At 40.2% G+C, this 26,854-nt stretch carries 17 protein-coding genes; 15 read left to right on the forward strand and 2 right to left on the reverse strand.

Annotated features, from left to right (window positions below; translation table 11 throughout):
* Nucleotides 1–92: 92 nt before the first annotated feature.
* The 5 genes from rimP (at nt 93) to CKV81_RS09075 (ending at nt 9,243) form a co-directional block, all read left to right on the forward strand.
* Entirely contained in the window at nt 93–560 is a 468-nt protein-coding gene (gene rimP / locus CKV81_RS09055) for a ribosome assembly cofactor RimP (RefSeq protein WP_095072595.1), read from the forward strand.
* A gap of 56 nt (nt 561–616) precedes the next feature.
* Nucleotides 617–1,852, forward strand: a complete 1,236-nt coding sequence (gene nusA, locus CKV81_RS09060; RefSeq protein ID WP_095072597.1) for a transcription termination factor NusA — start codon at nt 617–619, stop codon at nt 1,850–1,852.
* Nucleotides 1,853–1,929: 77 nt separating this feature from the next.
* Nucleotides 1,930–4,728, forward strand: coding sequence for a translation initiation factor IF-2 (gene infB, locus CKV81_RS09065; protein WP_095072599.1), 2,799 nt, complete (start codon nt 1,930–1,932; stop codon nt 4,726–4,728).
* 272 nt (nt 4,729–5,000) lie between these two features.
* Entirely contained in the window at nt 5,001–7,856 is a 2,856-nt protein-coding gene (locus CKV81_RS09070; protein WP_095072601.1) for a SusC/RagA family TonB-linked outer membrane protein, read from the forward strand.
* Nucleotides 7,857–7,866: 10 nt separating this feature from the next.
* Nucleotides 7,867–9,243: a RagB/SusD family nutrient uptake outer membrane protein gene (locus tag CKV81_RS09075; RefSeq protein WP_095072603.1), complete on the forward strand. Its 1,377-nt coding sequence runs from the start codon at nt 7,867–7,869 to the stop codon at nt 9,241–9,243.
* Nucleotides 9,244–9,303: 60 nt separating this feature from the next.
* On the opposite strand, the gene CKV81_RS09080 is transcribed toward CKV81_RS09075, so the two are convergent.
* Nucleotides 9,304–9,999 carry a hypothetical protein gene (locus tag CKV81_RS09080; RefSeq protein ID WP_157727398.1) on the reverse strand — a complete coding sequence of 232 codons (696 nt, stop codon included), beginning with the start codon at nt 9,997–9,999 and terminating at the stop codon, nt 9,304–9,306.
* Between the two features lie 292 nt (nt 10,000–10,291).
* On the opposite strand from CKV81_RS09080, the gene CKV81_RS09085 reads away from it, so the two are divergent.
* From CKV81_RS09085 to pckA, 9 genes are all read left to right on the forward strand, one after another.
* Nucleotides 10,292–10,492, forward strand: a complete 201-nt coding sequence (locus CKV81_RS09085; protein ID WP_258454598.1) for a RagB/SusD family nutrient uptake outer membrane protein — start codon at nt 10,292–10,294, stop codon at nt 10,490–10,492.
* Nucleotides 10,493–10,860: 368 nt separating this feature from the next.
* Nucleotides 10,861–13,791, forward strand: a complete 2,931-nt coding sequence (locus tag CKV81_RS09090) for a SusC/RagA family TonB-linked outer membrane protein (protein ID WP_095072608.1) — start codon at nt 10,861–10,863, stop codon at nt 13,789–13,791.
* Nucleotides 13,792–13,810: 19 nt separating this feature from the next.
* Nucleotides 13,811–15,283: a RagB/SusD family nutrient uptake outer membrane protein gene (locus CKV81_RS09095; protein WP_095072610.1), complete on the forward strand. Its 1,473-nt coding sequence runs from the start codon at nt 13,811–13,813 to the stop codon at nt 15,281–15,283.
* A 157-nt stretch (nt 15,284–15,440) separates the two neighbouring features.
* Entirely contained in the window at nt 15,441–17,363 is a 1,923-nt protein-coding gene (locus tag CKV81_RS09100; RefSeq protein ID WP_095072612.1) for a putative porin, read from the forward strand.
* Between the two features lie 123 nt (nt 17,364–17,486).
* Entirely contained in the window at nt 17,487–19,073 is a 1,587-nt protein-coding gene (gene bshC, locus CKV81_RS09105; RefSeq protein WP_095072614.1) for a bacillithiol biosynthesis cysteine-adding enzyme BshC, read from the forward strand.
* A gap of 38 nt (nt 19,074–19,111) precedes the next feature.
* On the forward strand, nt 19,112–21,022 hold the full coding sequence (locus tag CKV81_RS09110) for a LysM peptidoglycan-binding domain-containing protein (protein ID WP_095074406.1): 1,911 nt from the start codon (nt 19,112–19,114) through the stop codon (nt 21,020–21,022).
* A gap of 38 nt (nt 21,023–21,060) precedes the next feature.
* A complete protein-coding gene (gene fabD, locus CKV81_RS09115; protein ID WP_095072616.1) occupies nt 21,061–21,939 on the forward strand; it encodes an ACP S-malonyltransferase in 879 nt (292 codons plus the stop codon).
* A 5-nt stretch (nt 21,940–21,944) separates the two neighbouring features.
* Complete coding sequence (locus tag CKV81_RS09120) at nt 21,945–22,850, forward strand: GYDIA family GHMP kinase (protein ID WP_095072619.1); 906 nt, start codon at nt 21,945–21,947, stop codon at nt 22,848–22,850.
* Between the two features lie 129 nt (nt 22,851–22,979).
* Nucleotides 22,980–24,584, forward strand: coding sequence for a phosphoenolpyruvate carboxykinase (ATP) (pckA, locus tag CKV81_RS09125; RefSeq protein ID WP_095072621.1), 1,605 nt, complete (start codon nt 22,980–22,982; stop codon nt 24,582–24,584).
* 76 nt (nt 24,585–24,660) lie between these two features.
* Here the strand turns inward: pckA and CKV81_RS09130 are convergent, their stop codons facing one another.
* Entirely contained in the window at nt 24,661–25,068 is a 408-nt protein-coding gene (locus tag CKV81_RS09130) for a type II 3-dehydroquinate dehydratase (RefSeq protein ID WP_095072623.1), read from the reverse strand.
* A 253-nt stretch (nt 25,069–25,321) separates the two neighbouring features.
* Here CKV81_RS09130 and CKV81_RS09135 point away from each other — a divergent pair, with 253 nt between their 5' ends.
* Nucleotides 25,322–26,698 carry a phage integrase SAM-like domain-containing protein gene (locus tag CKV81_RS09135; RefSeq protein ID WP_095072625.1) on the forward strand — a complete coding sequence of 459 codons (1,377 nt, stop codon included), beginning with the start codon at nt 25,322–25,324 and terminating at the stop codon, nt 26,696–26,698.
* Nucleotides 26,699–26,854: the final 156 nt, after the last annotated feature.

Below are 26,854 nucleotides of genomic sequence, written 5' to 3' on the forward strand. Positions count from 1 at the left end.
ATAATTTGCTATATTTGCATCGGATTAACGGGAAACAGATGAAAAGGCTTCGAAAGAAAGCCTTTTTTCGTACCGATAACTCAAATTAATTAATGGAATTTAGAAATAAAATAGAGCAGTTGCTGAACGATTTCCTTGCGCAGAGAGAAGATCTGTTTCTTATTGACCTTAAGATTTCTGCGGCAGATGATATTACTGTAATCCTTGACGGGGACGATGGTGTCAGTCTTCAGGATTGCCTGGATGCCAGCCGTGCGATCGAATTCAATATGGATCGGGAGGAGCATGATTTCAGTCTTCAGGTGATGTCGGCAGGTTTGAGCGCGCCGCTTTCTATGCCACGGCAGTATGCGAAAAATATCGGGAGGGATCTAAAGCTGTTGCTGAACGATTCTTCCGAAACCGAAGGTGAGCTGGTTAAGGCTGATGACGAAAAGATAACTCTGATTCTCCGCTACAGAAAACCGAAAGAGGTGGGGAAAGGAAAAATGGATGTGGTAGAAGAGAAAGAAATACCTTATTCCGAAATCAAAAAAGCAACGGTAGTAATTAAATTTTAACAGGTTCAGGATTTAAACCTGAAGCACGGAACTTTGAACTTTAAACTAAATTAGTAATGAATAATATAGCTTTAATTGAAGCGTTTGGTGATTTTAAAGACGAAAAAAGCATCAGCAAGATCGACCTGATGGCGATTATAGAGGATGCATTGAAAACACTTTTACGAAAAAGATTCGACTCCGATGACCATTTTGATGTGATCGTGAACCCGGATAAAGGTGACTTCCAGATTTTCCTTAACAAAACCATTGTGGAGGATGAAATGTCAGAAGATGATGATCTTGAAATCGAAATTTCAGAAGCAAAGAAAATCGACCCGAGCTTCGAGGTGGGTGAAGAATATACGGTAGAAATCCCGATCGCACAGCTGGGAAGAAGAAATATCCTCACGCTGAAGCAGATTTTGGCTACAAAACTTCAGGAACATCACAATGCGGTGCTTTATGAGGAGTTCCACGACAGGATCGGCGAAATTGTTGTGGGTGAGGTGCACCACATCCGCCACAAACACGTAATTTTGTTGGATGATGAAGGCAATGAATTCATTCTGCCAAAAGAAAACCAAATTCCGTCCGACTTTTTCAAGAAAGGGGAAAATGTGCGTGCCATCGTAGAAAGCGTTGATTTTAAAGGAACAAAACCTCAGATCATCGTTTCCAGAACCGCACCTAAATTCCTTGAAAAACTTCTGGAGCTGGAAATTCCTGAAATCCAGGACGGCACGATTATTCTGAAGAAAGTGGTAAGAATCCCGGGAGAGAAAGCAAAAATCGCTGTGGACGCTTATGATGACAGAATAGATCCGGTTGGGGCCTGCGTGGGCGTGAAGGGTTCCAGAATCCACGGTGTAGTTCGCGAACTTAAAAATGAAAACATCGACGTGATCCAGTGGTCCAAGAATCCGGAAATCATGGTGAAAAGAGCGTTAGGAAACGTGACCGTCAATAAAATTGAAATCAATCCGGAAGAATCTTACGCGCTTGTTTACACGCCGGTAGAGGAGATTTCAAAAGTGATCGGGAAACAGGGCCAGAATATCAGGCTGGCATCGTGGTTAAGCGATTATGAAATTGATGTGTACAGGGAAACTTCTGAAGATGATGACGTAGAATTGGATGAATTCTCTGATGATATCGAACAGTGGATTTTGGATGAATTCAAGAAAGTAGGCCTTAACACCGCAAAATCTGTATTGGATAAAGATACCGAGAGCCTTCTGAATATGACCGACCTTGAAGAAGAAACCATCGAGGAAATCAAGCAAATCCTTAAAGAAGAGTTTGAAGATTAAGCATTTTTTTAACAAGATACGTCTTAAAGCAAACCCAACTCTTCACAAAACTAAAAAATAAAAAGTACATTTTATAAATGCCAAAAATTAGATTAAATAAAGCGGTAAAGGAATTCAATATTTCGATGTCCAGACTTGTGGAATTTCTGCAGGCCAAGGGCTTCGAGGTAGATGCAAACCCCAACGCTCAATTAGAAGAAGCGGCATACTCTGCACTGAAAGTTGAATTCGCTAAGGACAGCGAACAAAGAAAAGCTTCGCACGAGGTGGTGATCTCCAAGGTTCCGGAAGAAAAACTGGAACTGGAAACGGAAGAGAAAAAACCTGAAGTGATCAAGGCAAAAGCAACGCTGAGACCGGAAACCAAAATCCTGGGTAAGATTGACCTTAACCCTAAAAAAGAAACTCCGGATGAAAAACCTGCGCCCGAACCTGAAATTCAGGAAAAGCCTAAAGCAGAGGAAAAGAAAGAAACAAAACAGGAATTCAACATTCTTGGTAAAATTGATCTTTCACAAATTGAATCTTCTTCTAAACCAAAACCAAAATCTCAGCCTGTAAAAGAAGAGCCAAAAGCTGAAGTAGCAAAGGAGGAGCCTAAAGCTGAGGCGCCGCAAACCGCAGTGCAGGAGGAAAAACCGGCCGTACAGGAACCTGAGAAAATTGAAACCCAGTATCAAAAACTTGACGGCCCTAAAATCCTGAAAGAGAAAGTAGACCTTTCCCAGTTCCAGACCAAGCCAAAAGAGGGCGGCGCCAATTCTCAGAAAAGAAAAAGAAAGCGTATAGAAAAACCTGGAACTGCGCAGACAGGCAATAACCAGGGTGGAAATCAGCAGGGCAACCGTCCGCAGGGGCAGGGCGGAAACCGTCCGAACCAGGGTGGTAACAACCAGAACCGTGGCGGGAACAATAATAACCGCAACAAACCGGGCGGCAGAAGAGGTGAACGCGTGATGCCGGTTGAGCTGACGGACGAGCAGGTTAAAAACCAGATCAAGGAAACCCTGGAAAAACTTACCAGCAAAAGAGGTAAATCCAGCAGTTCCAAATACAGAAAGGAAAAACGTACCTTCCGCCGTGAGCAGGACGAGCTGCAGCAGGAGCTTGATGCACAGGACAAAACGCTCAGAGTCACGGAGTACATTACGGTTGGCGAGCTTGCAGCGCTGATGGATGTTAGTCCAACGGAGGTGATCTCTACCTGTTTCTCACTTGGTGTGATGGTGACGATGAACCAGCGTCTTGAAGCCGATATCCTGCAACTTGTAGCCGATGAATTCGGTTATGATATCCAGTTCTCTGATGCGGATCTGGAAGAATCTGCAGAGGAAGAGGCAGAAGATTCAGCAGAAGATTTATTGCCGAGAGCGCCGATTGTTACGGTAATGGGACACGTAGACCACGGTAAGACATCATTGCTCGACTATATCAGAAAAACCAACGTAATCGCCGGAGAATCCGGAGGTATCACCCAGCACATCGGTGCATACAACGTAAAATTGGAAAACGGACAGAGGATCACTTTCCTCGATACGCCGGGTCACGAAGCCTTTACGGCGATGCGAGCCCGTGGTGCCCAGGTTACCGATATTGTAATTATTGTTATTGCTGCAGATGACGATGTGATGCCGCAAACCAAGGAAGCGATCTCCCACGCGCAGGCGGCAGGTGTACCGATGATTATTGCTCTGAATAAAGTGGATAAGCCCAATGCCAATCCGGATAAGATCCGTGAGCAGCTTTCTGCCATGAACATTCTGGTTGAAGAATGGGGCGGAAACGTGCAGGCGCAGGAAATTTCAGCAAAATTCGGTAATAACGTAGATTTGCTTTTGGAGAAAGTGCTCCTTCAGGCTGAACTGCTTGAACTGAAAGCCAATCCTAATAAAAATGCACAGGGTGTGGTTATCGAAGCATCTTTGGATAAAGGAAGAGGCTACATTTCCACAATCCTGGTAGAATCCGGGACTCTGAAAGTAGGGGATTATGTTCTTGCCGGCAAAAACCACGGTAAGATCAAAGCGATGCTTGATGAAAGAGGAAAAGCCATGGAAGCCGCGGGGCCTTCAATCCCGGTGACCATTTTAGGTTTGGACGGCGCGCCAACAGCCGGGGACAAATTCCGGGTGTATGCTGATGAAAGAGAGGCCAAAACCATTGCCAACAAGAGAGAGCAGCTGCAGCGCGAGCAGTCGATCAGAACCAAGAAACACCTTACGCTTGATGAGATCGGAAGACGTATTGCCCTGGGTGAGTTCAAGGAACTTAATATCATCCTTAAAGGTGACGTTGACGGTTCCGTGGAAGCCCTTTCAGATCAGCTGCAAAGGCTTTCAACAGAAGAAATCCAGGTGAATATCCTTCACAAAGGTGTGGGTCAGATCACTGAATCTGATATTCTTCTTGCAACCGCTTCTGATGCGATTGTGATTGGTTTTAACGTAAGAGCCGGTGCCAATGCCAAAGATCTTGCAGATAAAGAAGAGATTGAAATCAGAACTTATTCAATCATCTACGATGCCATCGATGAAGTAAAAGAAGCGATGGAAGGTATGCTTTCCCCTGAGATCAAGGAGCAGGTGATCGGTAACGTCGAAATCAGGGAAGTTTTCAAGATTTCAAAGGTTGGAAGTATTGCCGGCTGTATGGTTCTTTCAGGAAAAGTAACACGAAATTCCAAAATCAGGCTTCTGCGTGACGGTATCGTGAAATTCGACGGTGAACTTGAAAGTTTAAAACGTTTCAAAGACGATGTAAAAGAAGTAACCAAGGGCTACGAATGTGGTTTGAACATTAAAGGCTACAACGACATCGAAGTGGGCGACATCCTTGAAGTTTACGAAGAAGTTGCCGTTAAGAAAAAGCTGAAGTAAGTTCAATTATAAATACCAAAAAAAGGACATCTGGATATCAGGTGTCTTTTTTTATTTTGAATGATTCTAAATAGCAATGTTTTATGTAGTTTTTTGGCAATGCGTTGGTTGTGATTATATTAAGAAAAATTTAGTAGTTGCGATTTTTTTTTGTTTTATTCCGAAAGCCACCTTCGATTACGGTTCAAAATATGATTTTTTGAATGTTCCGATTTTGCTATGTTAATTTTTTTTAACACTTTTGTAGAAATATAATATTAAATTTTGTTAATATGAATGTAAAATTAAGAGTGGCAACAATGGGTGCTCTGTTCTTTATGGCTGGTAACGCCGTATTTGCGCAAACAATAGCGCAAGATACAGCTAAAACTAGAGACATTGACGAGGTAGTTATCGTCGGATTTGGGCAGAAAAAAACTGTTCAGGAAGTAACCGGTGCTGTAAGTACTATGAAATCTGAAAAAATCAAGGATATTCCGGTGGCTTCAGTGGATAAAATGTTACAGGGACGAGTAACTGGTGTCCAGGTGGGCAGTTCATCAGGTCAGCCGGGTGGTATGGCGAGCGTACGTGTTCGAGGTGTTTCATCAATCAATGGTATAGTTTCTCCTATTTATGTTGTTGATGGGGTAAGAGTTGCTTCTGGCGACTTGACTACAGGAAACACTACCGCAAACATCCTTGCAAATATGAATCCTGATGATATTGAAAATGTAACGGTACTAAAAGATGCGGTTTCTACAGCTGTTTATGGTGCTGATGCAGGATCTGGTGTAATTATTATTACCACTAAATCAGGAAAAAGAGGAAAGCCTAGATTCAATCTTTCCATGAATGCGGGTATGAACGACCGTGCAGTAGAAGGACATAAAGGAATGACAATGGCGCAGTGGAGAGAATATCTAGCACATGCTGTTATGAACACCTATAATGCAACACCTTCTTGGGGTCAGACTTTCAATAACATTGGAGAGGTTTATACATTCCTTGAGCAAGGAGGTGAAGGTGCAGATTTGCAAAACATTTTCACAACTGATGTAGATACGGATTGGAGAAAGGTAACCCAAAAGACTGGATACCAGCAAAATATTGATTTAAATGTTTCAGGTGGTAGTGATAAAATAACCTACTATTCATCTGCGAACTATTTTACACAAGAAAGTATTGTTAGAAATTCCAGTTTTGACAGATTGGCATTTACAACAAAAGTTGGCTATCAGGCTACTGATAAACTAAAAATTAATACTGATTTTCAAATTTCTCATTCTAAATTAAGAACTTTGAGTCAAGGTGGGGCATTTGCGAATCCGATTCTTGCGCAATATTTCAATAGACCGTCAGACCCAATTTACAATGAAGATGGTTCTTGGTATTGGGCACCATCCAATTCAAGATTATCTAATGGATTGTATAATATTCCTTATTTGCAAAGAAATAATTATGCGAAAGGAGGTACTTTAAGAGCTTTTGCAAATCTTGGTATTGAATATAAGTTATTTAGAGACTTAACTTACAAATTTGTTTTTTCTCCTGAATATATTAATATTGAAGAAGATACTTACTGGAATCCTCTTCATGGAGATGGTTATACTTATGGTGGTTATCAAAGAACATCCAATAACAGATATTTTAATTTCAATGTTCAAAATATTCTAGACTGGAACCGTAGATTTGATCTGCATAATGTAGGTGCAACCTTAATCCAGGAAGCATGGAAGTCTGATAATAAATTTCTTGCAGCTACAGGTATTACTGTGGGTACGCCAACCCTTCAGACTTTGCAAAATTTCGTAGTTCCTTATGGTTATGATGGTACTAAAGGTGTGTCTTCTAGATATGGATATGCTGTTACTGGCCACTATGATTATGACAGACTTTTCATATTAGACGGCTCATTTAGAAGGGATGTGCTTTCACAGTTTGTTCCTGAAAAGAAAGCTGGAAATTTTTGGTCGTTAGGAGTTGGAGTTGATTTAGCAAGGCTAAATTATATTAAAGAAATGGATGCAATTTCAATGATGAAATTCAGAGCATCTTATGGTAAGTTAGGAAACCAGGTTAGTGCTAACCCTTATGCCCTGTATACTTATACAAGCAATTATAACGATTTTGCAGCTGGTGGATATTCTGGTCTTTACAATCCTAATCTTTCTTGGGAAACAGTTAGACCGTTTAACGTTGGTCTGGATTTAGGGTTTTGGAATAATAGATTAACACTAACAGCGGAATACTTCAACAAAAAGACTGAGGATTTGATCTATAATCTTCCTTTATCCGGATCACAAGGTTTGACATCTTATGTTGATAATATTGGAAATTTAGTAAATAAAGGTATGGAATTCTCTTTAAATGCTGATATTTTCAAAGGAGACAGAGACCAATTTAATTGGAATCTTGGATTTAATTTGTCTACATTAGACAATGAAATTACTGAGTTATATGGTGGTGATGTAAATACATCAACTACTACATTAAGAGTAGGAGAAGGAGTTAGAACATGGTACCTCAAAAAGTGGGCTGGAGTAGACCCTGCAAATGGAGATCCGCTTTGGTATTTAAATGGTATTGATGGTGAAACCACAAACAATTACGCTTTAGCAAAACAAGCAGTTCAAGGTTCTATGTTGAGTAATGTTTACGGTGGAGCTAATACTGCTCTTTCCTATAAAGGATTTGGTCTTGATTTGCAGTTTACCTATGGATTTGGAGGTAAAATTCTTGATGATTGGGCACAATATATGTGGTCTGATGGATATTATACAGATTATTATCCAGGTTATGGTGATATCATGGGTAACTTCTGGACTCCTGAAAATCCTAATGCAGCTAATCCAAAGCCAATGTATTATTATGGAAATAAAAATTCATATAGAGTGTCTAGTAGAGTTTTGTATGATTCAGATTTCATAAGATTAAGTAATGCTAAGTTTTCATATTCTTTTGATAGACAATTGCTTACAGGTACTGGATTAACAGGGGCACAGATTTATGTAATGGCTAATAACGCTTGGACTCATGTTTTTGACGAAAGGTTGAAATTTGACCCTGAAATTAACTTAGCTGGGTCTTCAAATTTAGGTCTTCCGATACTTAAATCATTTTTATTAGGTGTTAATTTAAATTTTTAAAATATAAAAAATGAAAAACATATTTAAAATAGGATTTGTAACTCTTGGAATGCTATCTGCAGCATCTTGTAGCAGTGACTTTGTTGACAGAGAGTTTCAACAATCCGTTATTCAATCAGATTTAACCTCTCTTCAGGAAGTACAATCCTTTGTAAGGGGTGCTTATGTTTCTATGAGATCATCAACATATTATGGACGCGATTTCCTCGCGTATGGGGAGATACGTTCAGATGAGATGTTCAGTAATGGAGGCAGTGGGTATTATAATACTGTAAGACAGTACACTATGCTTTCAAGTGATGCATATGCAAGGGATACATACAATCAAATGTACACAATGATTGGAAAAACCAACATTGTAATTAATACAGATCTAAATAAATTGAGTGGAACCCCTCAAGATATTCAAAAAGCTGAATATTATCAGGGTCAAGCTTATGCACTGCGTGCTCAAGGTTTCTTTGATTTATTAAGACTTTATGGACAAAAATATACTGGAGGAACACTAGGTATCGTTACGCCATTAAAATATGATCCTAAGGCACTTCAAGCAAGAAGTACAATTGCGGAAACCGAAGCACAGATTGAATCAGACTTCAATAAAGCGCTATCAGTAATGACTACTAGATCTTCGTATGATACTCCATCAAACAAAACCGAACTTTCAATTAATGCCTTGAAGGTTTTAATGTCAAGATTCTATCTTTATAAGGGAGATTATGCAAGAGTAAGAACATTAATTGCTGAGGTTTATGGTAAATATACTGTAGCACCAAAAGATCTACTTCAGCCTACGTTCGATTATACACTTAGGGGTGCAGCTCCAAATGCGATCTTTGAACTTGAAGTTGGTACTGATTCTTCTTTGAGTACCTCTTCTTATAATCAAATCTTAAGTTACAACGGGTATAAAAACCTTGTTGTTTACAAATCAACGTATGATCTTTACTCAACGGCAGACGTAAGAAGGAATCTGATCTCACTAATTTCAGGTACATACTATCTTTCTTATTCAACTAGAGGTAAATATTTAAACAGGACTGGTGCTGATAATATCAAGATGATCCGTTATGAAGAGGCTCTTCTAAATGGTGCTGAAGCTGAACTTAATGGTGGGAATGCTGCTACAGCTCTTAAATATTACAACGAGATTATCACAAATCGTGGACTTCCTGCAGTAACTGCCGTAACACTTGACATGATTAAACTGGAAAGAAGAAAAGAACTTCTTGGAGAAGGCTTCAGACAGTGGGATTTGTTAAGATGGGGTGATTACTCTTTCAAGCCAGCAGCGGTTAGCAAAGATTTGCTTGCTTTCCCAATTCCAAGATCTGAAACGGATATATCTGGTACGCCAGTTGTTGCAAACCCTGGTTATGACAACTAATCTTTAAATTTAGCACGTATTAAAATAAAATGGCTCTCAAATTTGAGAGCCATTTTTATTTTAAGCATTTAAGAAAGTAATGAATTTTTTAACATCATCTTCCTTGGTGAAATTTATATTGTTTTTCTTTACAAAATCTTTAGTTCTACTTACATCGACAGACGGTATGTTGTATTGAAACCAGCTTTTTAATTCCTTTTGGCTTTTTGGAAGTTTGAAATAATTACCTTTATATAATACTATAAACACATCTCTCTTTTTTTCAAATTTTGGATTCTGCTGTTTAAGGTAAGAGTTTGTTGTATTGTTATTATATTCCACAATATGAATCTGCTCTTTTTTGTAAAGTCCGAATTTATCTTCGATTTCTTTTACCACTTCAACAAGGTAGCCATTTGTTGAGGTCCCATCTAGAATATAATTTCTCAAAACGTAAACCTTATTCAAACCGGTGAAAATGATGCGCATGTCACCTGACTTTATCACATAATTAAGATTATTGCCATTCTGAAATTCCATTTCATCTTCATAGGCGTTGTAACGCACGTTGGGTACATGTTTATTGTAGCCATCGACTGTGATAGGAAGAAAGTGTTCATTAAAATATGGCGATCCATCAATTCCCTGATAAGATTTAAAGTTGGTATTGGTCACATCAAAGACACTGCCCCTTGAGTTATTGAAAGCTTCTAGGTCTGTTTTAACTTGTGTATAAAACACAGTTGGCATTAGTAATAAAATTATTATTTTTTTCATTATTTAAAATTTTTTTAACAAAGATACCCAAATATTAATAATATTAGCTATTAATAATAATTGGAAGTTTTTTATTAAAATTTAAATCAAACACTGCAGCGTTCTTAACTACTTTAGATAATGAACTCACAATGGAATTTGTGGGTGAAGGTCACCGTACAAGAGATCTTACCCGTCTTTTATTACCATTCCCGAAACATGGCTCAGCGCCACAAGTTTCACTGAATGATGTTGGTAATATTTGGCCAATACCGGCGCTGCATATATAACTGAAATTCTAAACAGCAGAAGATTGGAGCTATGGGGAGAAGGTTTTAGATTCTTGGATCTGAAGAGGCTTTCATTGCCTTTGGACAGAACTGGTGCATATGTTGTGACTTCAGTTGTGAATAATGTGATGACTGTCCCTGGTGATGATAAGAAATGGACTTGGTTAATACCACAATCTGAAATTGATAATTCTGAAGGGCTTGTAGTTCAGAACGAATTATAGAATCGCAATTAAATTTTTCAATATAAGTAAAAGCCTCGCTATAAGCGGGGTTTTTTTTATTATATAATTTTTAATTAAAATTACTATTCATTGGTAATTAAGAGCTAAACTTAGTTGAGTTATATGTTATCCATAAATCAGATTGACAACTTCAATTATCGTATTTGTATTAAAAAATGTTAAAGACATATACTGTTGTAAATGAGGCAAAAATAGATGTTTAATCATTTTATACCATTTATGTCTATTTAAAATTCATAATATCAAGTAGATAAATGTTAATTTATTTTAGAATAAATTTGCGTTTAACATTTGTTAGTTTGAGAAATTATTAACATATTTGCTCCGAATGTATAATAACTGTTAATATGAGTGTAAAATTAAAAGTGTTAAGTGCGGGTGCACTGTTTTTCCTGGCTCAGGGAATTAATGCACAAAGTGACACGACCAAAGTCAGAGATATAGACGAGGTGGTGGTAGTGGGATACGGTACCCAAAAGAAAAAAGACGTTACCGCAAGTTTATCGTCTGTAAAAGGTGCTGCCTTAGCAGACAAGCCAGTACAAACTTTTGATCAGGCTTTGGCGGGTAGGAGTACCGGTGTGCAGATTACGGTGCCAAGTGGAGTTTTAAATGCTGCTCCCGTTTTCAGGATCCGTGGGGTCAATTCAATTTCATTAAGTTCTTATCCGTTGGTGATTGTAGACGGTGTGCCCAGCTTTACGGGCAATAACAGTTCTACAGATGCAGCAAGTAACCCTTTAGCATCCATTAATCCGGCAGATATTGAAAGTGTTGAAATCGCAAAAGATGCCGCTGCAACAGCGATTTATGGTAGCCGTGCTGCCAATGGTGTGGTTTTTATTACCACAAAAAAAGGTAAAAACGGTAAAGCCAGAGTGAATTACAGCAACTGGCTAAGCTTGTCAAGCCCTTACCGTTTGCCGCAGACTCTGAATGCTGAGGAATATATCAAGTATAAAACTATGGCCGCCGCAAACAATCCGGCAGCAAGTGCTGTAAATTTCACCAATATAGACGCGGCAGGAAGAACTATAGATACAGACTGGGCTGATATTGTTTACCGCACAGGTGTTTCTTACAATCATAACATTAATGTTTCCGGAGGTATGGGAGGTACTTCCTACTACTTTTCAGCAGGTTATACCGATCAGGAAGGGATTGTGCAGAAAAACGATTTCAAAAGAATCAGTGCGTTGCTGAACGTGGATTCTAAAATCAGTAGAATATTTTCATTAGGAGGTAAACTATCATTTTCTAATGAAAGAAACCTGGCAGCTGCCAACTCCGGATCTTTGGCAGGCGGCGCTTTTGGTACCGGGGGTTTGGGACGTTTACAGTTTGTGCTTCCTTCAATTCTTCCTGTTTATAATGCTGATGGTACCTATAACCTTAATGGTGCAGCCATTGGCCACAGCCCATTTATGAATGGGGTAGGCAGTAATATAGGATATTATAATCCACAGTTTTTATTGGATAACAACAGATCGAACAGTGAAAACAACCGTGTTCAGAGTAATGCCTATTTCCAGGCAAAACCTTTTGAATGGCTTACTGCACGTACCCAATTCGGTATAGACTATCTTCTGACAGATAATGATTTGTTCTGGTCACCAAAGGCTGGGGACGGCTTCAGTTATGGTGGTTACGCTCTTGGTATTAGCGATAAGAACAAAACAATGCTATGGACGAATACTTTGCAGGCAGAAAAAGATTTCGACAGGCATAACCTCAATGTTCTTGTGGGTAACGAGCAAACCTGGGGAACCTACTCAAGCTTTGGTATCCAAAGAGATAAAATTGCCGACCCTGAATATGACGTGGTACAGGCAGGTTTTGTGAATAACAATCCGATCGGAATGGGTAAATCCGAAAACTACCTTGTATCATTCTTCGGAAGAGCAAACTATAATTTTGACGACAGATATTACATCAGTGGAAATATCCGTCAGGATGAATACTCTGCACTGTCAGTCAAAAAAGGTAGATTCTGGGGTGTGAGTGCCGGTTGGGAGGTTGCAAAGGAGCCTTTCTGGAGCCAGATGGGGGCTGAAAATGTTTTCTCCAGTTTCAAATTAAGAGGCAGTTACGGTAAAGTAGGAAATATTGGCGGTATTGGCGATTTCCGTGCAAGCTATCTGTATGGTTCAGGGCTGTATGGCGGTGCTTCTACGCTGTTATTTGGACAGGTGGGTAATCCTGATCTTCACTGGGAAACCAGTAAGAAACTGGATGTTGGTGTCAGCTTTGCCATGCTGAAAAACAGACTTACCGGTGATATTACTTATTATGACAATAAGATTGATGATTTAATTTTGTTTATACAGCAGTCTCCGTCAACAGGTTTACCAACATCTGTGCCTCAGAATATCGGCAGTATGTATAATAAGGGCTGGGAATTCGATCTTAAAGCGGATGTGGTAAGAACTGCAGACTTTAGCTGGAACTCAGGATTTAACATTTCTTTGAACGAAAACAAAGTAACGGCTTTGGCGCCTGATATGCCAAACCTGCAGACTGCTACTTCAGGACTTGAAACGGTTAACCGTACTATGCCAGGTTATTCTATCGGCTATTTGTTTGTGGTGAAAACCAACGGAGTTGATCCCCAAACCGGTAAAAGAATTTTTGTCAACAGCAAGGGCGAAAATGTTTATTATCAGTATTATGCGCCAGCCGGTACCTATAACTGGTCATTAACGCCGGACGGCACTACCAGGACTAACGCGGTTTCTATTGCAGACGGTTATATGGCTTACAATACTCAGCCTAAATTTTATGGCGGTTTCGACAATACATTCCGCTACAAAAATTTTGACCTCAATGCAATGCTGACGTTCCAAGGTGGTAATTATGTTTACTATGGATCTAATGCCGGTCTTCACGATCAGCGCTGGTGGAATAACCATGTGGACGTACTGACAGATGCGTGGATGCAGCCGGGCGATACGGGTAAAAAATATGCAAAGCCTGTATTTAATGATAACGTTTCAAACGGTTCGTCGATGCCGCTGGATGTCAATGTCTTTAAAGGCGATTTTATCAAACTGAAAAACTTAACGCTGGGCTACAGTCTGCCTAAGGAAACGCTTAGCCAGTACAATATCAATAACATTAGGGTTTATGTAAGCGGACAGAATTTGGCAATCATTACCAAATATCCTGGTCCGGATCCGGAAGTGTCATCCAATGGAAACATACAGACCGCGCCTGGTGTGGACAGAAACACTGTTGGCAATGCAAGGACGGTTTTATTTGGATTAAATGTAGGTTTTTAACATCAAATTAGAATTAAAAATGAAAAATAAATTAATAATAAGCAGTTTGGCATTAGCTGCATTGCTAACATCCTGTAGGGATGAGAATAAGCTTTATCCGGAGAATCCAACAAGTTTTTTGGATAATCAGGTTTTCGCTACAGCTTCAAGAATTCAGAGTCAGCTTTTAGGAGTTTACGGATCCTTCAAGCACGGTAATCAACACGGAGGTCGGTATATCATTTACAATGATATAAGGGGAGAGGATATCCTGTCGCAAACATCAAACCTGGTGACAGCGGCTGATATATTTGCTCAAAATCCAACAAACTCCTCCAATTCCATAACAAATTTCTGGACGCAGTCTTATTATACCATTAACAATGTAAATCTGTTTATAGAAGGTATGGACACACAAGGCAAAGCTGTTGTTGGTGACGCGCTTTACAAAAATTATGTTGCGGAGGTTAAAGTAATCAGAGCGTTAAGTTACTACGGTTTGCTGCAGTTTTTTGCAAAACCTTATGCTGACGGGGCGGGCAGCAAGCCAGGGTTGCCTTTAAGGCTTACTGCCGTTAAGGGCGCCGGCAGTTCGCAATTGGCCAGAAGCACAGTTGGGGAAGTTTATGCGCAGATCTTGAAGGATTTAAATGAAGCAGAAGCCGATTTGCCGCTGAACTACAGTGGTACCAGCAATGTAACCCGTATCCACAGAAATACGGCTATCGCTTTGAAAACCAGAGTTTATCTTTCTATGCAGAAATATACAGAGGCTGTTGCGGAGGCCAACAAAATTGTTTCTGCAGCAGCACCTTTTACTGCAACATCAGGCGTGGCAAACAGGCTTGAGCCAAATATTGCAAATGTCTTTTCAAGTTATACCACCGCCGAATCCATTTTCTCTTTACCGATGACGGCTACAGCAGGTGACTTTCCGGGGACCCAAAACCAAATCGCTTATTATTGGACACCAGCTACGGGTGGCGGAGTAGGAAACGGTGAATATTCACTTAATCCTGCCGGTATTTTAGCAAATACGACACAGTTCACAGCTGCTGACAAGCGTCGAGAGTTTGTGCTTTCAACCGGAAGTGGATCTTCAGCGAGACTTTGGAATATGAAGTTTAAAGCACCAAGCCCATATACGGATTGGGTGCCGGTCATCAGATATGCTGAAGTCTTATTAAACCTTGCAGAAGCTAAAGTAAGGGCAAGCAACGCAGTAGATGCGCAGGCGATTGCTTTACTGAATGCTGTTCACGGAAGGTCGGATGCTGCAAAAGTTTTCACCGCCGCTGATTTTCCAACCGCAGCAGACTTCCTTACAGCTGTTGACAATGAGCGCAGAATGGAATTCATGGGTGAAGGTCACCGCACCAGAGACATCACCCGTTTGCTAAAGCCATTCCCTGCACACGGCGGAGCTCCTGCGAAAGCACTGAACGATGTTGGATATATTTGGCCTATCCCGGCGGCAGAGCTTTCATTAAACCCCGCTATGACTGATAACTAGTTCGTTTTCAAGTAAATTTTTCAAAAGACCACCTTCGGGTGGTTTTTATCTTTCCAAACCGTCAAATAGACATTTAGTCACTCATCTATAATCCCCGCCACCCGGCGGGGTTTTTTATTTAACCATAATTGCTAAATTTGTAGCTCACACTTTTTACATGAGATACATAATTCTGCTGCTTTTTGCCTGTCTTGGGCTGAAGGCGCAAGTGATCAATAAAACCGATTCCAACCAGGTGAAAATGGATGATACCCTGGTGGTGGACAACGGTAAAAAAGATTCACTCAAAATATTTAAACCAACCATTTCAGATTACCGGTTCCGGACGCAGTTCGGTGAGCAGAAGGTTTTTGATACCGCGTTCACCGTTCAGAAATCTTACATCTATACCCAGTACAACAACCGTGATAATTTTGGCAAGGTGCAGTTTGCAAACATCGGTTCGGGTTTCCAGAATTTGGTTTATTACAATAATCCGGAGCGCAATCTTTCCCTTCTTCCCGAGAGAAAATCGCATTTCATTCTAGGTATTGGCGATATAAAATACTATGATGTAAAAACGCCTACAACATCGTTCATTTATCACACGGCAATGCGAAACGGTGCCGCGCTGCAGACGACTTACACTCAAAATTTTGGTAAAAATCTCAACCTCGCAGTTGAATATATGGGGCTGCGTTCACAGGGATTTTACAATAACAGTCTGGCGGCAAATAACAGTGTGGTGTTTTCGGGACATTTTAATTCCGAAAATAAAAAATATGAAGCGTTTGCGCACTTCATTCACCAAAATGTCAACAATGAGGAATATGGAGGAATTTCTGATTTAGACATCTTCCTTAGTGGCGATTCGAGGTTTAAAAGCCGCGAAAATCTTGAGGTAAATCTCAACAGTTCAGATTCGCGGTATTCTTACAGGCGGTACTATTACAGCCACAGTTTCGCGCCGTTCAATCCGGAGCGTTATCCTTTCAAAATTTCTCATACTATTTTTCATCAGGGGAATAAATATTACTTCAATCTGGGAAGCGGCGATTCAGCTTTCTTTGGCGCTCTCATTCCCAACCGCAGCCTCAGCAGCAAAAAGTTTTCCGAAAACCTAAGCAATACCGCAAGCCTTGTCTTTGATAATGAAAAATTTAAGCTCGACGCAGGCATCAGGCATCAGCGCATCACTTTAGGAGCAAACAATGCAATACAGAGTCCCGAATCGGTGGCAGAGACCGAACTGAAAGAAAACCGTCTCGGGGCTGTCGGACATTTGAAAATCAGTCTTTGGGAAAAGCTGGCCTTAAATTCTTCTTTGGAATATTCGAACGGAAAACAGTTTGGCAATTATCTGCGTTCGGCGAATCAGTTAAAATTTGAGCCAATTCCGGATTATTTTGTTGATGCGAAAGTTAATTTTCAAAGTGCGGCGCCTAGTTTCAATTATCTGCTGAATGTTTCACCCATTACAGGGCACAACTACAATTTCACGGATTTTAAAAATGAAAGCATTCTTGAAGTCGGTGGTACTGTTGGTTTAAAATGGTTTGATGCTCAAGTGTTTGCCAATTATTTCAGGATTGATAACTACGCCTATTTTACTTCTGCCGGTCAACCGCAGCAGAGCGGCTCATCGCTCAATATCTCGCAAATTGGCGGTGATGCCACATTCAGTTACAGCAAATTTCACCTGAACACCCGGTTGCTTTTTCAAAGCAATTTGAGCAATAAAGAACTTCTGCCGGCACCAAATTTTGTGGGAAGAGCAAATATTTATTGGCAGAGTAAGGCTTTCAAGGATGCTGCCGAGATCATGACGGGGCTTAAAGTTCACTATTTTACAAAATTCGCGTCACGGGATTTTTCTCCGGTGATCAATGAGTTTGTTCTGCCGGACTCGAAAGCATACTCCATTGGCGGGCAGCCGGTCTTGGATGCGTATTTTAATATGAAGGTGAAAACGATGCAGTTCTATGTGGAGGCGCAGAACTTTACTACAACTTTTATTCAGAACAGGACTTACACTGCACCGTATTATCCGTTTTATGATTTCAGGTTAAATATCGGCATTGTCTGGAACCTTTTTCATTAACATTAAATCTTTGATTTTCAGTTAATGTGTTCTGGAGAAAGCATCCTGGAGCACAACAAAAAAAAATAATGTGACGATGGGGTATAAGACCTTTAGTTTAAATTCAAAAAATTAAAATCGAATTTGAAGCATTTAAAAAACATACCCTTTCAGGAAATTGAAAGCATTCCCCAGTTGATCAAAGATTTTCTGAACGGTAAACTTTTGGATTTTAAAGAAGATTTATTCAGCCCCGAAAATTTTAGACAAAAAATTTCAGGTAAGAAATCCGAGTTCACTGCCCATAAGCGCAACATTCTGTTTGAAGTTCTAAGTGACCAGCTTTCTAAGATTGAACTTTCAGAGCATCAGGAAGCCAACCTCAGCGCTCTGCAGAATGACAATACCTTCACGGTGGTCACAGGGCATCAGCTGAACCTGTTTACGGGGCCGGCTTTTTTCATTTATAAGATCTTGCAAACCATAAAAACGGCGGAATATTTAACTGAACACTTCCCTGAAAACAATGTTGTCCCGGTATTTTGGATGGCCACGGAGGATCATGATTTTGAGGAAATCGACCATTTTAAAACAGAAAACAATTATTACGAAATCAAAGGGAAATCCGGAGGTGCAGTTGGAAGAATTCAAATTGAAGACCAGTATTTCATTCGTGAATTTGAAGAAGAATTCAAAGATTCAGTCTACGGGACAGAACTCATGCGTTGGATCAGGGAGGCTTACTCGCCCGGCAATACGCTTGCGCAGGCCACCACAATTTTGGTGCACCGGCTGTTTTCACAGTACGGTTTGCTGATCATTGACGGGGATGACCCCAAGCTGAAAAATGAAATGAAAGAGATCTTCAAGGCGGAACTTATCGATCAAAAACTTTTTCAGTGCTCCCAGGATAAAGTAAATTTCCTCACTGAGCATTACGGTAAAGTTCAGGTTAATCCCCGCGAAATCAACCTTTTTTACCTCTCGGAAACCCGCGACCGAATTGAATATGCCAACGGAAAATACAATGTCGTGGATAAGGAAATTTCCTTTACAGGAGGCGAGATTTTGCACGAGCTCGAAACTTATCCGGAGAGATTTAGCCCTAATGCTTTGATGCGCCCGGTTTATCAGGAAAAAGTGCTTCCAAATCTTGTTTACATCGGTGGTAATGCCGAAATCATGTACTGGATGGAAATCAAGGATTATTTCCGCGAAATCGACTTGCAGTTCCCGATTCTTATCCCAAGAAATTCAATGCTGTTCCTGAAGGAAAAGACCCTTAAAAAAGCTGAAAAACTCGACCTTAAAACTGAAGATTTCTTCAGAAATTTCACTCAGGTCATTAACCAAATTATTCTTAAAAATTCACGGTTAACTTCACTTCTTGATGCAAAAGAAGATGCTGTAAAATCTGTTTTCTCAGAAATTAAAGAACAGGCTGCGGAAACTGATGTTACTTTCAAAAATCTTGTTGCAGCCGAAGAAAAACGTCAGCTTAAGTCTTATGAAAGGATGAGAAAGCGGCTTTTGAGGGCCGAGAAAATCAAACAGAGCGAAAAACTTTCCCGTCTCGAAAAACTTTTCCTTGAGGTGCATCCTGCAAAAAACTGGCAGGAACGGGTGCTGAATTTCAGCGTGTTTTATGCTGATGAAGGCCGGGATTGGCTTCAAAATTGTTACAGCACAATGAATGTAGAAAAATCGGAATTATTTATTATTCAGATTTGATTTTAAAGGCTTATTTTTGCAAAAATAGAACTCACAAAATGGTAAAAAAGATCTTATTGTTATCGGCGTTTGCGATGTTTTCGGCGGTTAGTGCCCAGAAAAAGCATACTGTAGCAAAGGGCGACAATCCATATAATATTGCCAAGAGATACGGAATTACACTGGATGAACTTTTGAAGCTGAATCCCGGTGTGAAAGACGGTAAAGTGAACATTGGCGATGTACTGGTAGTGGATAAAAAATCTGCAGCCACAGCAAGTGAGAGAAAAACTGCCGTGCCTTCGACACCGAAAAACAGCGGTGAAATGGGATACATCACGCTACAGCCGAAACAAACGGTTTACGGCATTACCAAGCAGTACCATATAACCGAAACCGAACTGAGAGCTATAAATCCTAACCTGGATTCCAATATGAAAATTGGGGATAAGGTGGCCCTGCCATTGGAGAAGATCAGAAAATACGGTGCCGGACAAACCCAGGAAGCTGCTAAAGCCGCAGAAACTGCTACTGCGAACGGGACCGTTGTAAAACAAAATGCTGATGCAGATTCGTATGTCGTTCAGCCTAAAGACAACTACTACAGGATTACAAAAAACTTCAATATCACTCAGGACCAGCTTTTTGCAATGAATCCGGGTCTTGAACAGAAGGGTTTGCAGCCTGGCGATGTGCTGAAAGTAAAAGGAAGCGCAGCGAAAGCTGCAGAAACGATACCAGAGCGGGCTTCCCAAAGCCCATCACCTTCGGAGACGGTTACGGCTGTTGCAGATGATTATGTGACTTATACCGTAAGAGATGGTGATACCGTTTTCGGAATCTTGAACAGATTTGGAGTTTCTCTGGATGAACTGCTTTCTCTGAACCCTGAATTATCAAACGGTCTGAAAGCGGGAATGGTCTTAAAAATCAAGAAACTTGATGCCCAGTACGTCAAAAAATCCGGCGATGCGCTGAACGTGGTGATCATGTTACCTTTCGGGTTTGATACGAATGACAGCAAATACAGAAGCATTTCAACAGATTTCCTTACCGGTGCGAAACTTGCGATCGAAAGGAATGCGAAAAGCGGTCAGAAGCTCGACGTGAAAGTTGTGGATGCGGGTAATGAAGCTTCTTTCAAAAACAGCCTTACACAGATCAATAAGAACAATACAGATCTAATTATCGGACCTTTTTTCAAATCGTCAGTGGTTGAAGTTTTGAATTACGTTCAGAAAGAGAAAATTCCGGTTGTTGCACCTTTTGCAAATTCGGAAGATCTCTATGGTTACGACAACCTGATCATCGTGGAAACTACCGGTGATTCTTACGCAAAAAGAATCGTGGAAGAGGTGGGTAAAGTGTATTCTGACCAGAAAATCTATATCGTTTCAGGTTCAGATAAAGCCGATGCCAACCTTGTAAAATCCGGTTTGGAGAAATCCTTTAAAAATCCAAATATCACGATGGTGAATTCACCACTCGATATACAGCTGGATAAAAACATGATGACTGGCCAGTCTGCGCCGGTGATTGCAATCCTTGCTTCGAGCAATGAGGAGCTTGGCAATGCCTTTACCAGCAGGATTATCCAGATGAACAGTGAGGTTCCGCAAACCAAATCTTTCAGTCTTGCTTACAGCTCCAGCTTTGAGAAAAAGGAAAAAGAGATTGGGCATTTGGTTTATCTGATGGACCGAAAAATCAACACAGAAGGCAGTTTTGAGAAAGAAATTCTAGGTGATTATAAAGAAAAGTACTGCAAAACGCCTTCGAAATATGCTGTGATCGGTTTCGATGTGGTAAATGATATTTTAACCCGTGAAAACAAGAAAGGAGAAGTTTTCAAACAGATCGGAAAGGTACAGACACAACTGGCAACAAAATTTGAATACGTAAGGGCCAAAAAGAATGGCGCATATATCAACACCGGGTACAGAGTAGTGAGGCTGGAGCCTCAGAACTAAGAAATTCTGTTTCAGTGTAAATATTTGATGAAAATAGTATGAAGAAAGCATTAGTTTTTCCCGGTCAAGGTTCTCAGTTTGTCGGGATGGGAAAAGAGTTGTACGATTCCCGCAGAGATATTAAGGACCTGATGACCACTGCAAATGACATTTTAGGCTTTGATATCTTGTCGGCAATGTTCAGCGGTACCGAGGAAGACCTTAAAAAAACAAGCGTAACACAACCGGCAATTTTCATTCATTCCGTAGCAGCAGTGAAAGCCATCAACGCGATTGGTGCCGAAATGGTTGCCGGGCACAGTTTGGGCGAATTCTCTGCCCTGGTTGCCAACGGTGTTCTGTCTTTCGAAGACGGGCTTCGTTTGGTTTCCGAAAGAGCACAAGCAATGCAGGAGGCCTGCGACGCAAATCCAAGTGCTATGGCGGCGGTTTTAGGTTTGGAAGATTCGAAAGTAGAAGAAATTTGTGCCCAGATCGACGGAATTGTGGTGCCTGCCAACTATAACTGTCCTGGCCAACTCGTGATTTCCGGTGAGACCGCGGCGGTAGAAGCTGCCTGTGAAGCATTGAAAGAGGCTGGAGCAAAAAGAGCTTTAAAACTTCCGGTAAACGGAGCTTTCCATTCGCCTTTGATGCAGCCGGCGCAAGACAGACTGGCCGCAGCGATTGAAAAGACCAAGTTCGGTAAGGCTACAATGCCGATTTACCAAAATATAACCACTACGGCCGTTACCAATCCGGATGAGATCAAGAAAAACCTCATCGCTCAGCTTACAGGCCCGGTAAAATGGACGCAAACCATTCAGAATATGGTTAAAGACGGTGCCGGAATCTTCATTGAAGTTGGTCCGGGTAAGACGCTTCAGGGTTTAATTAAGAAAATTGATCCCGAAGTTACTGCTTCCTCAGCACTCTAGAAATTATGGGTAAGATATTTTCACCCGGAAAATTATTACTCACTTCAGAATATGTCGTTCTCGACGGAGCTCTTGCTTTGGCTGTTCCAACACAGCTGGGGCAGGAGTTTTTTTTTGAAGAAACCGACGATGGCAAATCGGTTATTTATTGGGAGGCGTACCACCAAAATCAACTTTGGTTAAAAACAGAAATTGATTATAAAAACGGAGGGATTCTGCATGCAAATCTTAAGGAGCCTGCCGAATTCATTTTAAAGGTTTTAACGAAAGTTGCTGAGCTTTCTGAGATTAAATTTAAAAATGGCGTTTCGTACCGCTTAAAAACCAATCTTCAGTTTCCGTCCAATTTCGGTTTGGGCAGCAGTTCAACCCTGATGAACAACCTTGCCGAATGGGCAGGAACCGATGCTTATTTACTGAGCGATTCCACGCTTGGCGGAAGCGGATACGATATTGCCGTAGCAAAAGAAAAAAATGCGATCTTATTTCAGATTAAAGATCAAACCCGTATTTCAAACCCCGTCTCTTTCAATCCTGAATTTTCAAAAGACCTAATTTTTATTCATCTGAACCAAAAACAGGATTCCCGGGAAGGCATCAGTCTTTACCGCTCCAAAACAAAATCTCCCACGCTGATCGATGAATTTTCTGAAATTACTGAAAAGGTTCTGGTTGCCCGCAATATCGATGAATTTTCATTTCTGATGGTTGAGCATGAACGAAAACTGTCAGAATTTTTGGGTTTGCAGACCGTTAAGGAAAAATTTTTTGCGGATTGCCCTTCCTTTGTGAAAAGTTTGGGCGCCTGGGGCGGCGATTTTGTGATGGCTTCCCGGTTTAGCGGTTTCCGGGATTATTTTTCGGGAAAAGGTTTCGGTACAGTTTTTTCGTATGCTGAATTAATAGACTGATTGGCAATGCGTTACTGCCAATTTAAATTCTTGCGAATTCTGATTAATATCAGTAACTTTCAGACATTCTAAACTTTCAGATAATTGTAAATTTGGTACACAAAATAAACAGAAATTTAAATTGTATTTATGAAAAACATTAGAATCATTCAGGAACTGCACGAATTGGGGATTACCGGCTATCGGGAGGTGTCGTATAACCCAAGCTACGAGGAACTATACCAGGCAGAAATGTCTGAAAAAAACAAAGGGTACGAAAAAGGCGTTGTGACTGAATCTGGTGCTGTGGCGGTAAAAACAGGAATTTTTACCGGACGTTCGCCCAAAGACAGATATATCGTACTGGATGATGTTACAAGAGATACGATTAACTGGGACGGAAAAGTGAATTTTCCGACCACTCCGGAGATATTCAAGTCCTGTAAAGAGAGAGTTCTTGAACAGCTGGCAAGCTCCAACAAACTTTATGTGGTAGATGCTTTCTGCGGTACAAACCCAGATACAAGGCTGAAAGTAAGATTTGTGATGGAGGTGGCCTGGCAGGCACATTTTGTGACCAATATGTTCATCCGTCCTTCAAATTATGAACTTGAAAACTTTGGCAAACCGGATTTCATCGTCATGAACGGTTCTAAAACTACAAATCCAGACTGGAAAGAGCAGGGCTTGAACTCTGAGAACTTCGTGATGTTCAACCTTACGGAAAGAATTCAGATCATTGGTGGTACGTGGTACGGCGGTGAAATGAAGAAAGGAATGTTTGCCATGATGAACTACTACCTTCCGCTTAAAGGAATGGCCTCTATGCACTGCTCAGCAAACGTAGGAGAGGAAGGCGATGTTGCTTTGTTCTTCGGACTTTCCGGAACAGGGAAAACGACACTTTCTGCAGATCCTAAAAGATATCTGATTGGTGATGATGAGCACGGTTGGGATGATAACGGTGTCTTCAACTATGAAGGGGGCTGCTACGCAAAAGTAATCGACCTCACTGAAGAAAAGGAACCGGACATCTTCAGAGCCATTAAAAGAGATGCTCTTCTTGAGAACGTTGTGGTACACGATAATGGTGAAATCGATTACAAAGACGGCTCAATTACCGAAAATACGCGTGTTTCATATCCGATCTATCACATCAATAAAATTGTGCTCCCTTCAAAGGCCGGTCACGCTAAAAAAATCGTTTACCTATCCGCTGATGCGTTCGGTGTATTGCCGCCGGTTTCAGTGCTGGATGATGATCAGGCACAGTACCACTTCCTTTGCGGTTATACTTCCAAACTTGCCGGTACCGAAAGAGGGATTACCGAGCCACAGCCTTCATTCTCCCCGGCTTTTGGTGAGGCTTTCCTTACCCTTCACCCAACGATGTATTCTAAAACGCTGATCGGGAAGATGCAGGAGCACGGTGCAAAAGCTTATTTGGTAAACACCGGATGGAACGGAACCGGTAAACGTATTTCACTGAAAGATACCAGAGCGATTATTGATGCGATCCTCGACGGATCAATCGACAGCGCTCCAAAGACCAGAATTCCAATTATGAATCTTGAAATTCCTACGGCCTTGCCAAATGTTTCTGAAGGAATTTTAGACCCGAGAGACAGCTACAGCGACGTTTCCGAATGGGAAGCGAAAGCTAAAGATTTAGCTGCGAGATATATCGAGAATTTTGAGCAGTACTGTGATAATGATGAGGCTAAAAAATTGGTAGCTGCAGGGCCACAGTTGTAATAAATCTATTTAAATTTGTACAGATGAATCCTCGAAGTTCGCTTTGAGGATTTATTATTTTCTGAACTGGAATTTCTTATTTTAAGCTTAAAACCGCAAGTCTGTAACCTTTGGTTCCAAATCCGGAAATCAGCCCATTTGTGTAAGGTGCGGTGACCGATTTCTGTCTGAACTCTTCCCGCTGATAAATATGGCTGATGTGCACCTCTATTTTAGTTTTCTGAATGTTTTTCAGGCAGTCTGCAATCGCATAGGAGTAATGGGTATATGCACCCGGATTTATGATCAAGGCGTCAAAATCAGCCTGCTGTAAATGGTCTATAATTGCGCCTTCGGAATTCGACTGGAAATACGAAAATTCATCACTGCTAAATTCAGCTTTCAGCTCGCCTAAAACATCTTCCATGGACTTGTTGCCATATATTTGCGGTTCGCGTGTTCCGAGAAGGTTGAGATTGGGTCCGTTAACAATAAGAATTTTCATGACCTGAAACTTTAGCTCAAATATAGATAAAAACAAAAAACCTTCAGAAATTTTCTGAAGGTTTTTTTTGTAGCCCGTAGGGGACTAATACAAACGAATTCAATATAATTGTACTGCAATCTTAATTAAGCTGTTAGAAGTACTTAACGATGATATCTTTTTTCAGCAGTTTAAAAACTCTTTCAGAATTTGTATTAAATAATACAGAAATAATACAAATATTATTTATCTTTGAAGTGTAAAAAGATAGATAATGGCTTCAGTTAATTTCTTACTGCGTTCTGCAGTTAAAAAAAATGATCCTTTCACTGCAAGATTACAATTCAGTAATCCTTCAAAAATTACAGATTCCAATAAGTTTGGTCTTGACTTCGTAGAAGTGAAAACAAGAATATTCGTTTTTAATCCGGAAGAGGTTAAGGAAATGCCTTTAGTAGATGGCCAAAGATTTTGGAAGGAATTTAAGAAATACAAAGGTTCTGATATCAATATTAAGAATCGTATTGAAAGAATAAATTCAGAGCAGAATAAATTCAGATCTTTTATACTTGACAGATTTGAAGCTGCATATCCTGAAGGTTGTGATTCATTACCAAGTAAGGAATGGCTTTCTTCAGTAGCTAAAGAATATTATGATGATATTATCAGAGCTGAAGCCAGGAAGAAGAACCTGGAGAAACCAAACGAACTTATATGGCACTTCGACAACTATATCAAGGTGAAAGGTTTAGAGTTGAAGCCAAGAACTATCTTGAAGCTTCAGGATACTAAAAAAATAGTAGCAGGCTTTGAGGAATTTCAATCTTCAATAAAAGGATATTCTTTCCAGGTATTAATTCCTGATGTAGATGAACTATTGAAATATGATTTAGTTTCCTATCTGCAGAATAATATGCATTATTCAAAAAATACCATTGCCAAAACAATTAAGATCATTAGAACTATCTGCAATTATTCCAAAAGATATGGTATTGAGTTAAGCCCAATGTATGAGGAATTCAGAATGGCTTATGATGATAAGGATGTAGTTTATCTTTCATTTGAAGAACTTCAGACAATTAAGAATGCTGATCTTCCGGATGAACTTGATAATGCTCGGAAATGGCTTTATATCAGCAGTTTTTTAGGCCAAAGGATTTCTGATTTTATGCGCTTTGAAAAAACTATGATCCGTAGAGATGGTACTGCTTACTTTATTGATTTTGTTCAGGCAAAAACTAATAAAAAGATGGCTTTGCTCCTTCACCCGGAAGTAGTTAAAATTCTTAAAGAAAATGATATGAATTTTCCTGCAGCTATAGATGAACCTGCTTATAATGATCAGATAAGAAAAGTTTGTGAGCTTTCCGGATTAACAGAGAAAGTAAAAGGTTCAATCCTTACTGAAATTGATAAAGGAGTTTGGAGAAATGTAGAAGGAGTTTATCCAAAATATAAACTGATCAGCAGCCATATCGGAAGAAAATCATATTGCACCAATTTTTATGGTAAAATTCCTACTGCTTTAATACTTGAAGTTTCAGGACATTCTGAAGAAAGAACTTTGCTGGAGTATATCGGTAAGAAGGATGCTTCGAGATCTGAAATGATTAAAAACTATTATCAGAATATTGATATTACAAAAGATTAAAATACATACTATAGGCGTATTTTGCGTATTATCCGTATTTTGACATATAAACAAATGAAAATCAAGCAATTATAAATCAAAAAACACGCGTATTTTGCCCGTATTTTAAGTGTATTTTGTCCGTATTTCGTAGAAATTAACTTTTAAATTTAAATA

This window comes from Chryseobacterium taklimakanense, assembly GCF_900187185.1.
GTDB lineage: Bacteria > Bacteroidota > Bacteroidia > Flavobacteriales > Weeksellaceae > Planobacterium > Planobacterium taklimakanense.

Bases quoted from the DNA above. Each gene is read 5' to 3' on its own strand.
- CKV81_RS09070 (WP_095072601.1), top strand. From the start codon at position 5,001: ATGAATGTAAAATTAAGAGTGGCAACAATGGGTGCTCTGTTCTTTATG.
- CKV81_RS09135 (WP_095072625.1), top strand. From the start codon at position 25,322: ATGGCTTCAGTTAATTTCTTACTGCGTTCTGCAGTTAAAAAAAATGAT.
- rimP (WP_095072595.1), top strand. From the start codon at position 93: ATGGAATTTAGAAATAAAATAGAGCAGTTGCTGAACGATTTCCTTGCG.
- nusA (WP_095072597.1), top strand. From the start codon at position 617: ATGAATAATATAGCTTTAATTGAAGCGTTTGGTGATTTTAAAGACGAA.
- infB (WP_095072599.1), top strand. From the start codon at position 1,930: ATGCCAAAAATTAGATTAAATAAAGCGGTAAAGGAATTCAATATTTCG.
- CKV81_RS09090 (WP_095072608.1), top strand. From the start codon at position 10,861: ATGAGTGTAAAATTAAAAGTGTTAAGTGCGGGTGCACTGTTTTTCCTG.
- CKV81_RS09130 (WP_095072623.1), bottom strand. From the start codon at position 25,068: ATGAAAATTCTTATTGTTAACGGACCCAATCTCAACCTTCTCGGAACA.
- pckA (WP_095072621.1), top strand. From the start codon at position 22,980: ATGAAAAACATTAGAATCATTCAGGAACTGCACGAATTGGGGATTACC.
- CKV81_RS09100 (WP_095072612.1), top strand. From the start codon at position 15,441: ATGAGATACATAATTCTGCTGCTTTTTGCCTGTCTTGGGCTGAAGGCG.
- CKV81_RS09110 (WP_095074406.1), top strand. From the start codon at position 19,112: ATGGTAAAAAAGATCTTATTGTTATCGGCGTTTGCGATGTTTTCGGCG.
- fabD (WP_095072616.1), top strand. From the start codon at position 21,061: ATGAAGAAAGCATTAGTTTTTCCCGGTCAAGGTTCTCAGTTTGTCGGG.
- CKV81_RS09075 (WP_095072603.1), top strand. From the start codon at position 7,867: ATGAAAAACATATTTAAAATAGGATTTGTAACTCTTGGAATGCTATCT.
- CKV81_RS09120 (WP_095072619.1), top strand. From the start codon at position 21,945: ATGGGTAAGATATTTTCACCCGGAAAATTATTACTCACTTCAGAATAT.
- CKV81_RS09095 (WP_095072610.1), top strand. From the start codon at position 13,811: ATGAAAAATAAATTAATAATAAGCAGTTTGGCATTAGCTGCATTGCTA.
- CKV81_RS09080 (WP_157727398.1), bottom strand. From the start codon at position 9,999: ATGAAAAAAATAATAATTTTATTACTAATGCCAACTGTGTTTTATACA.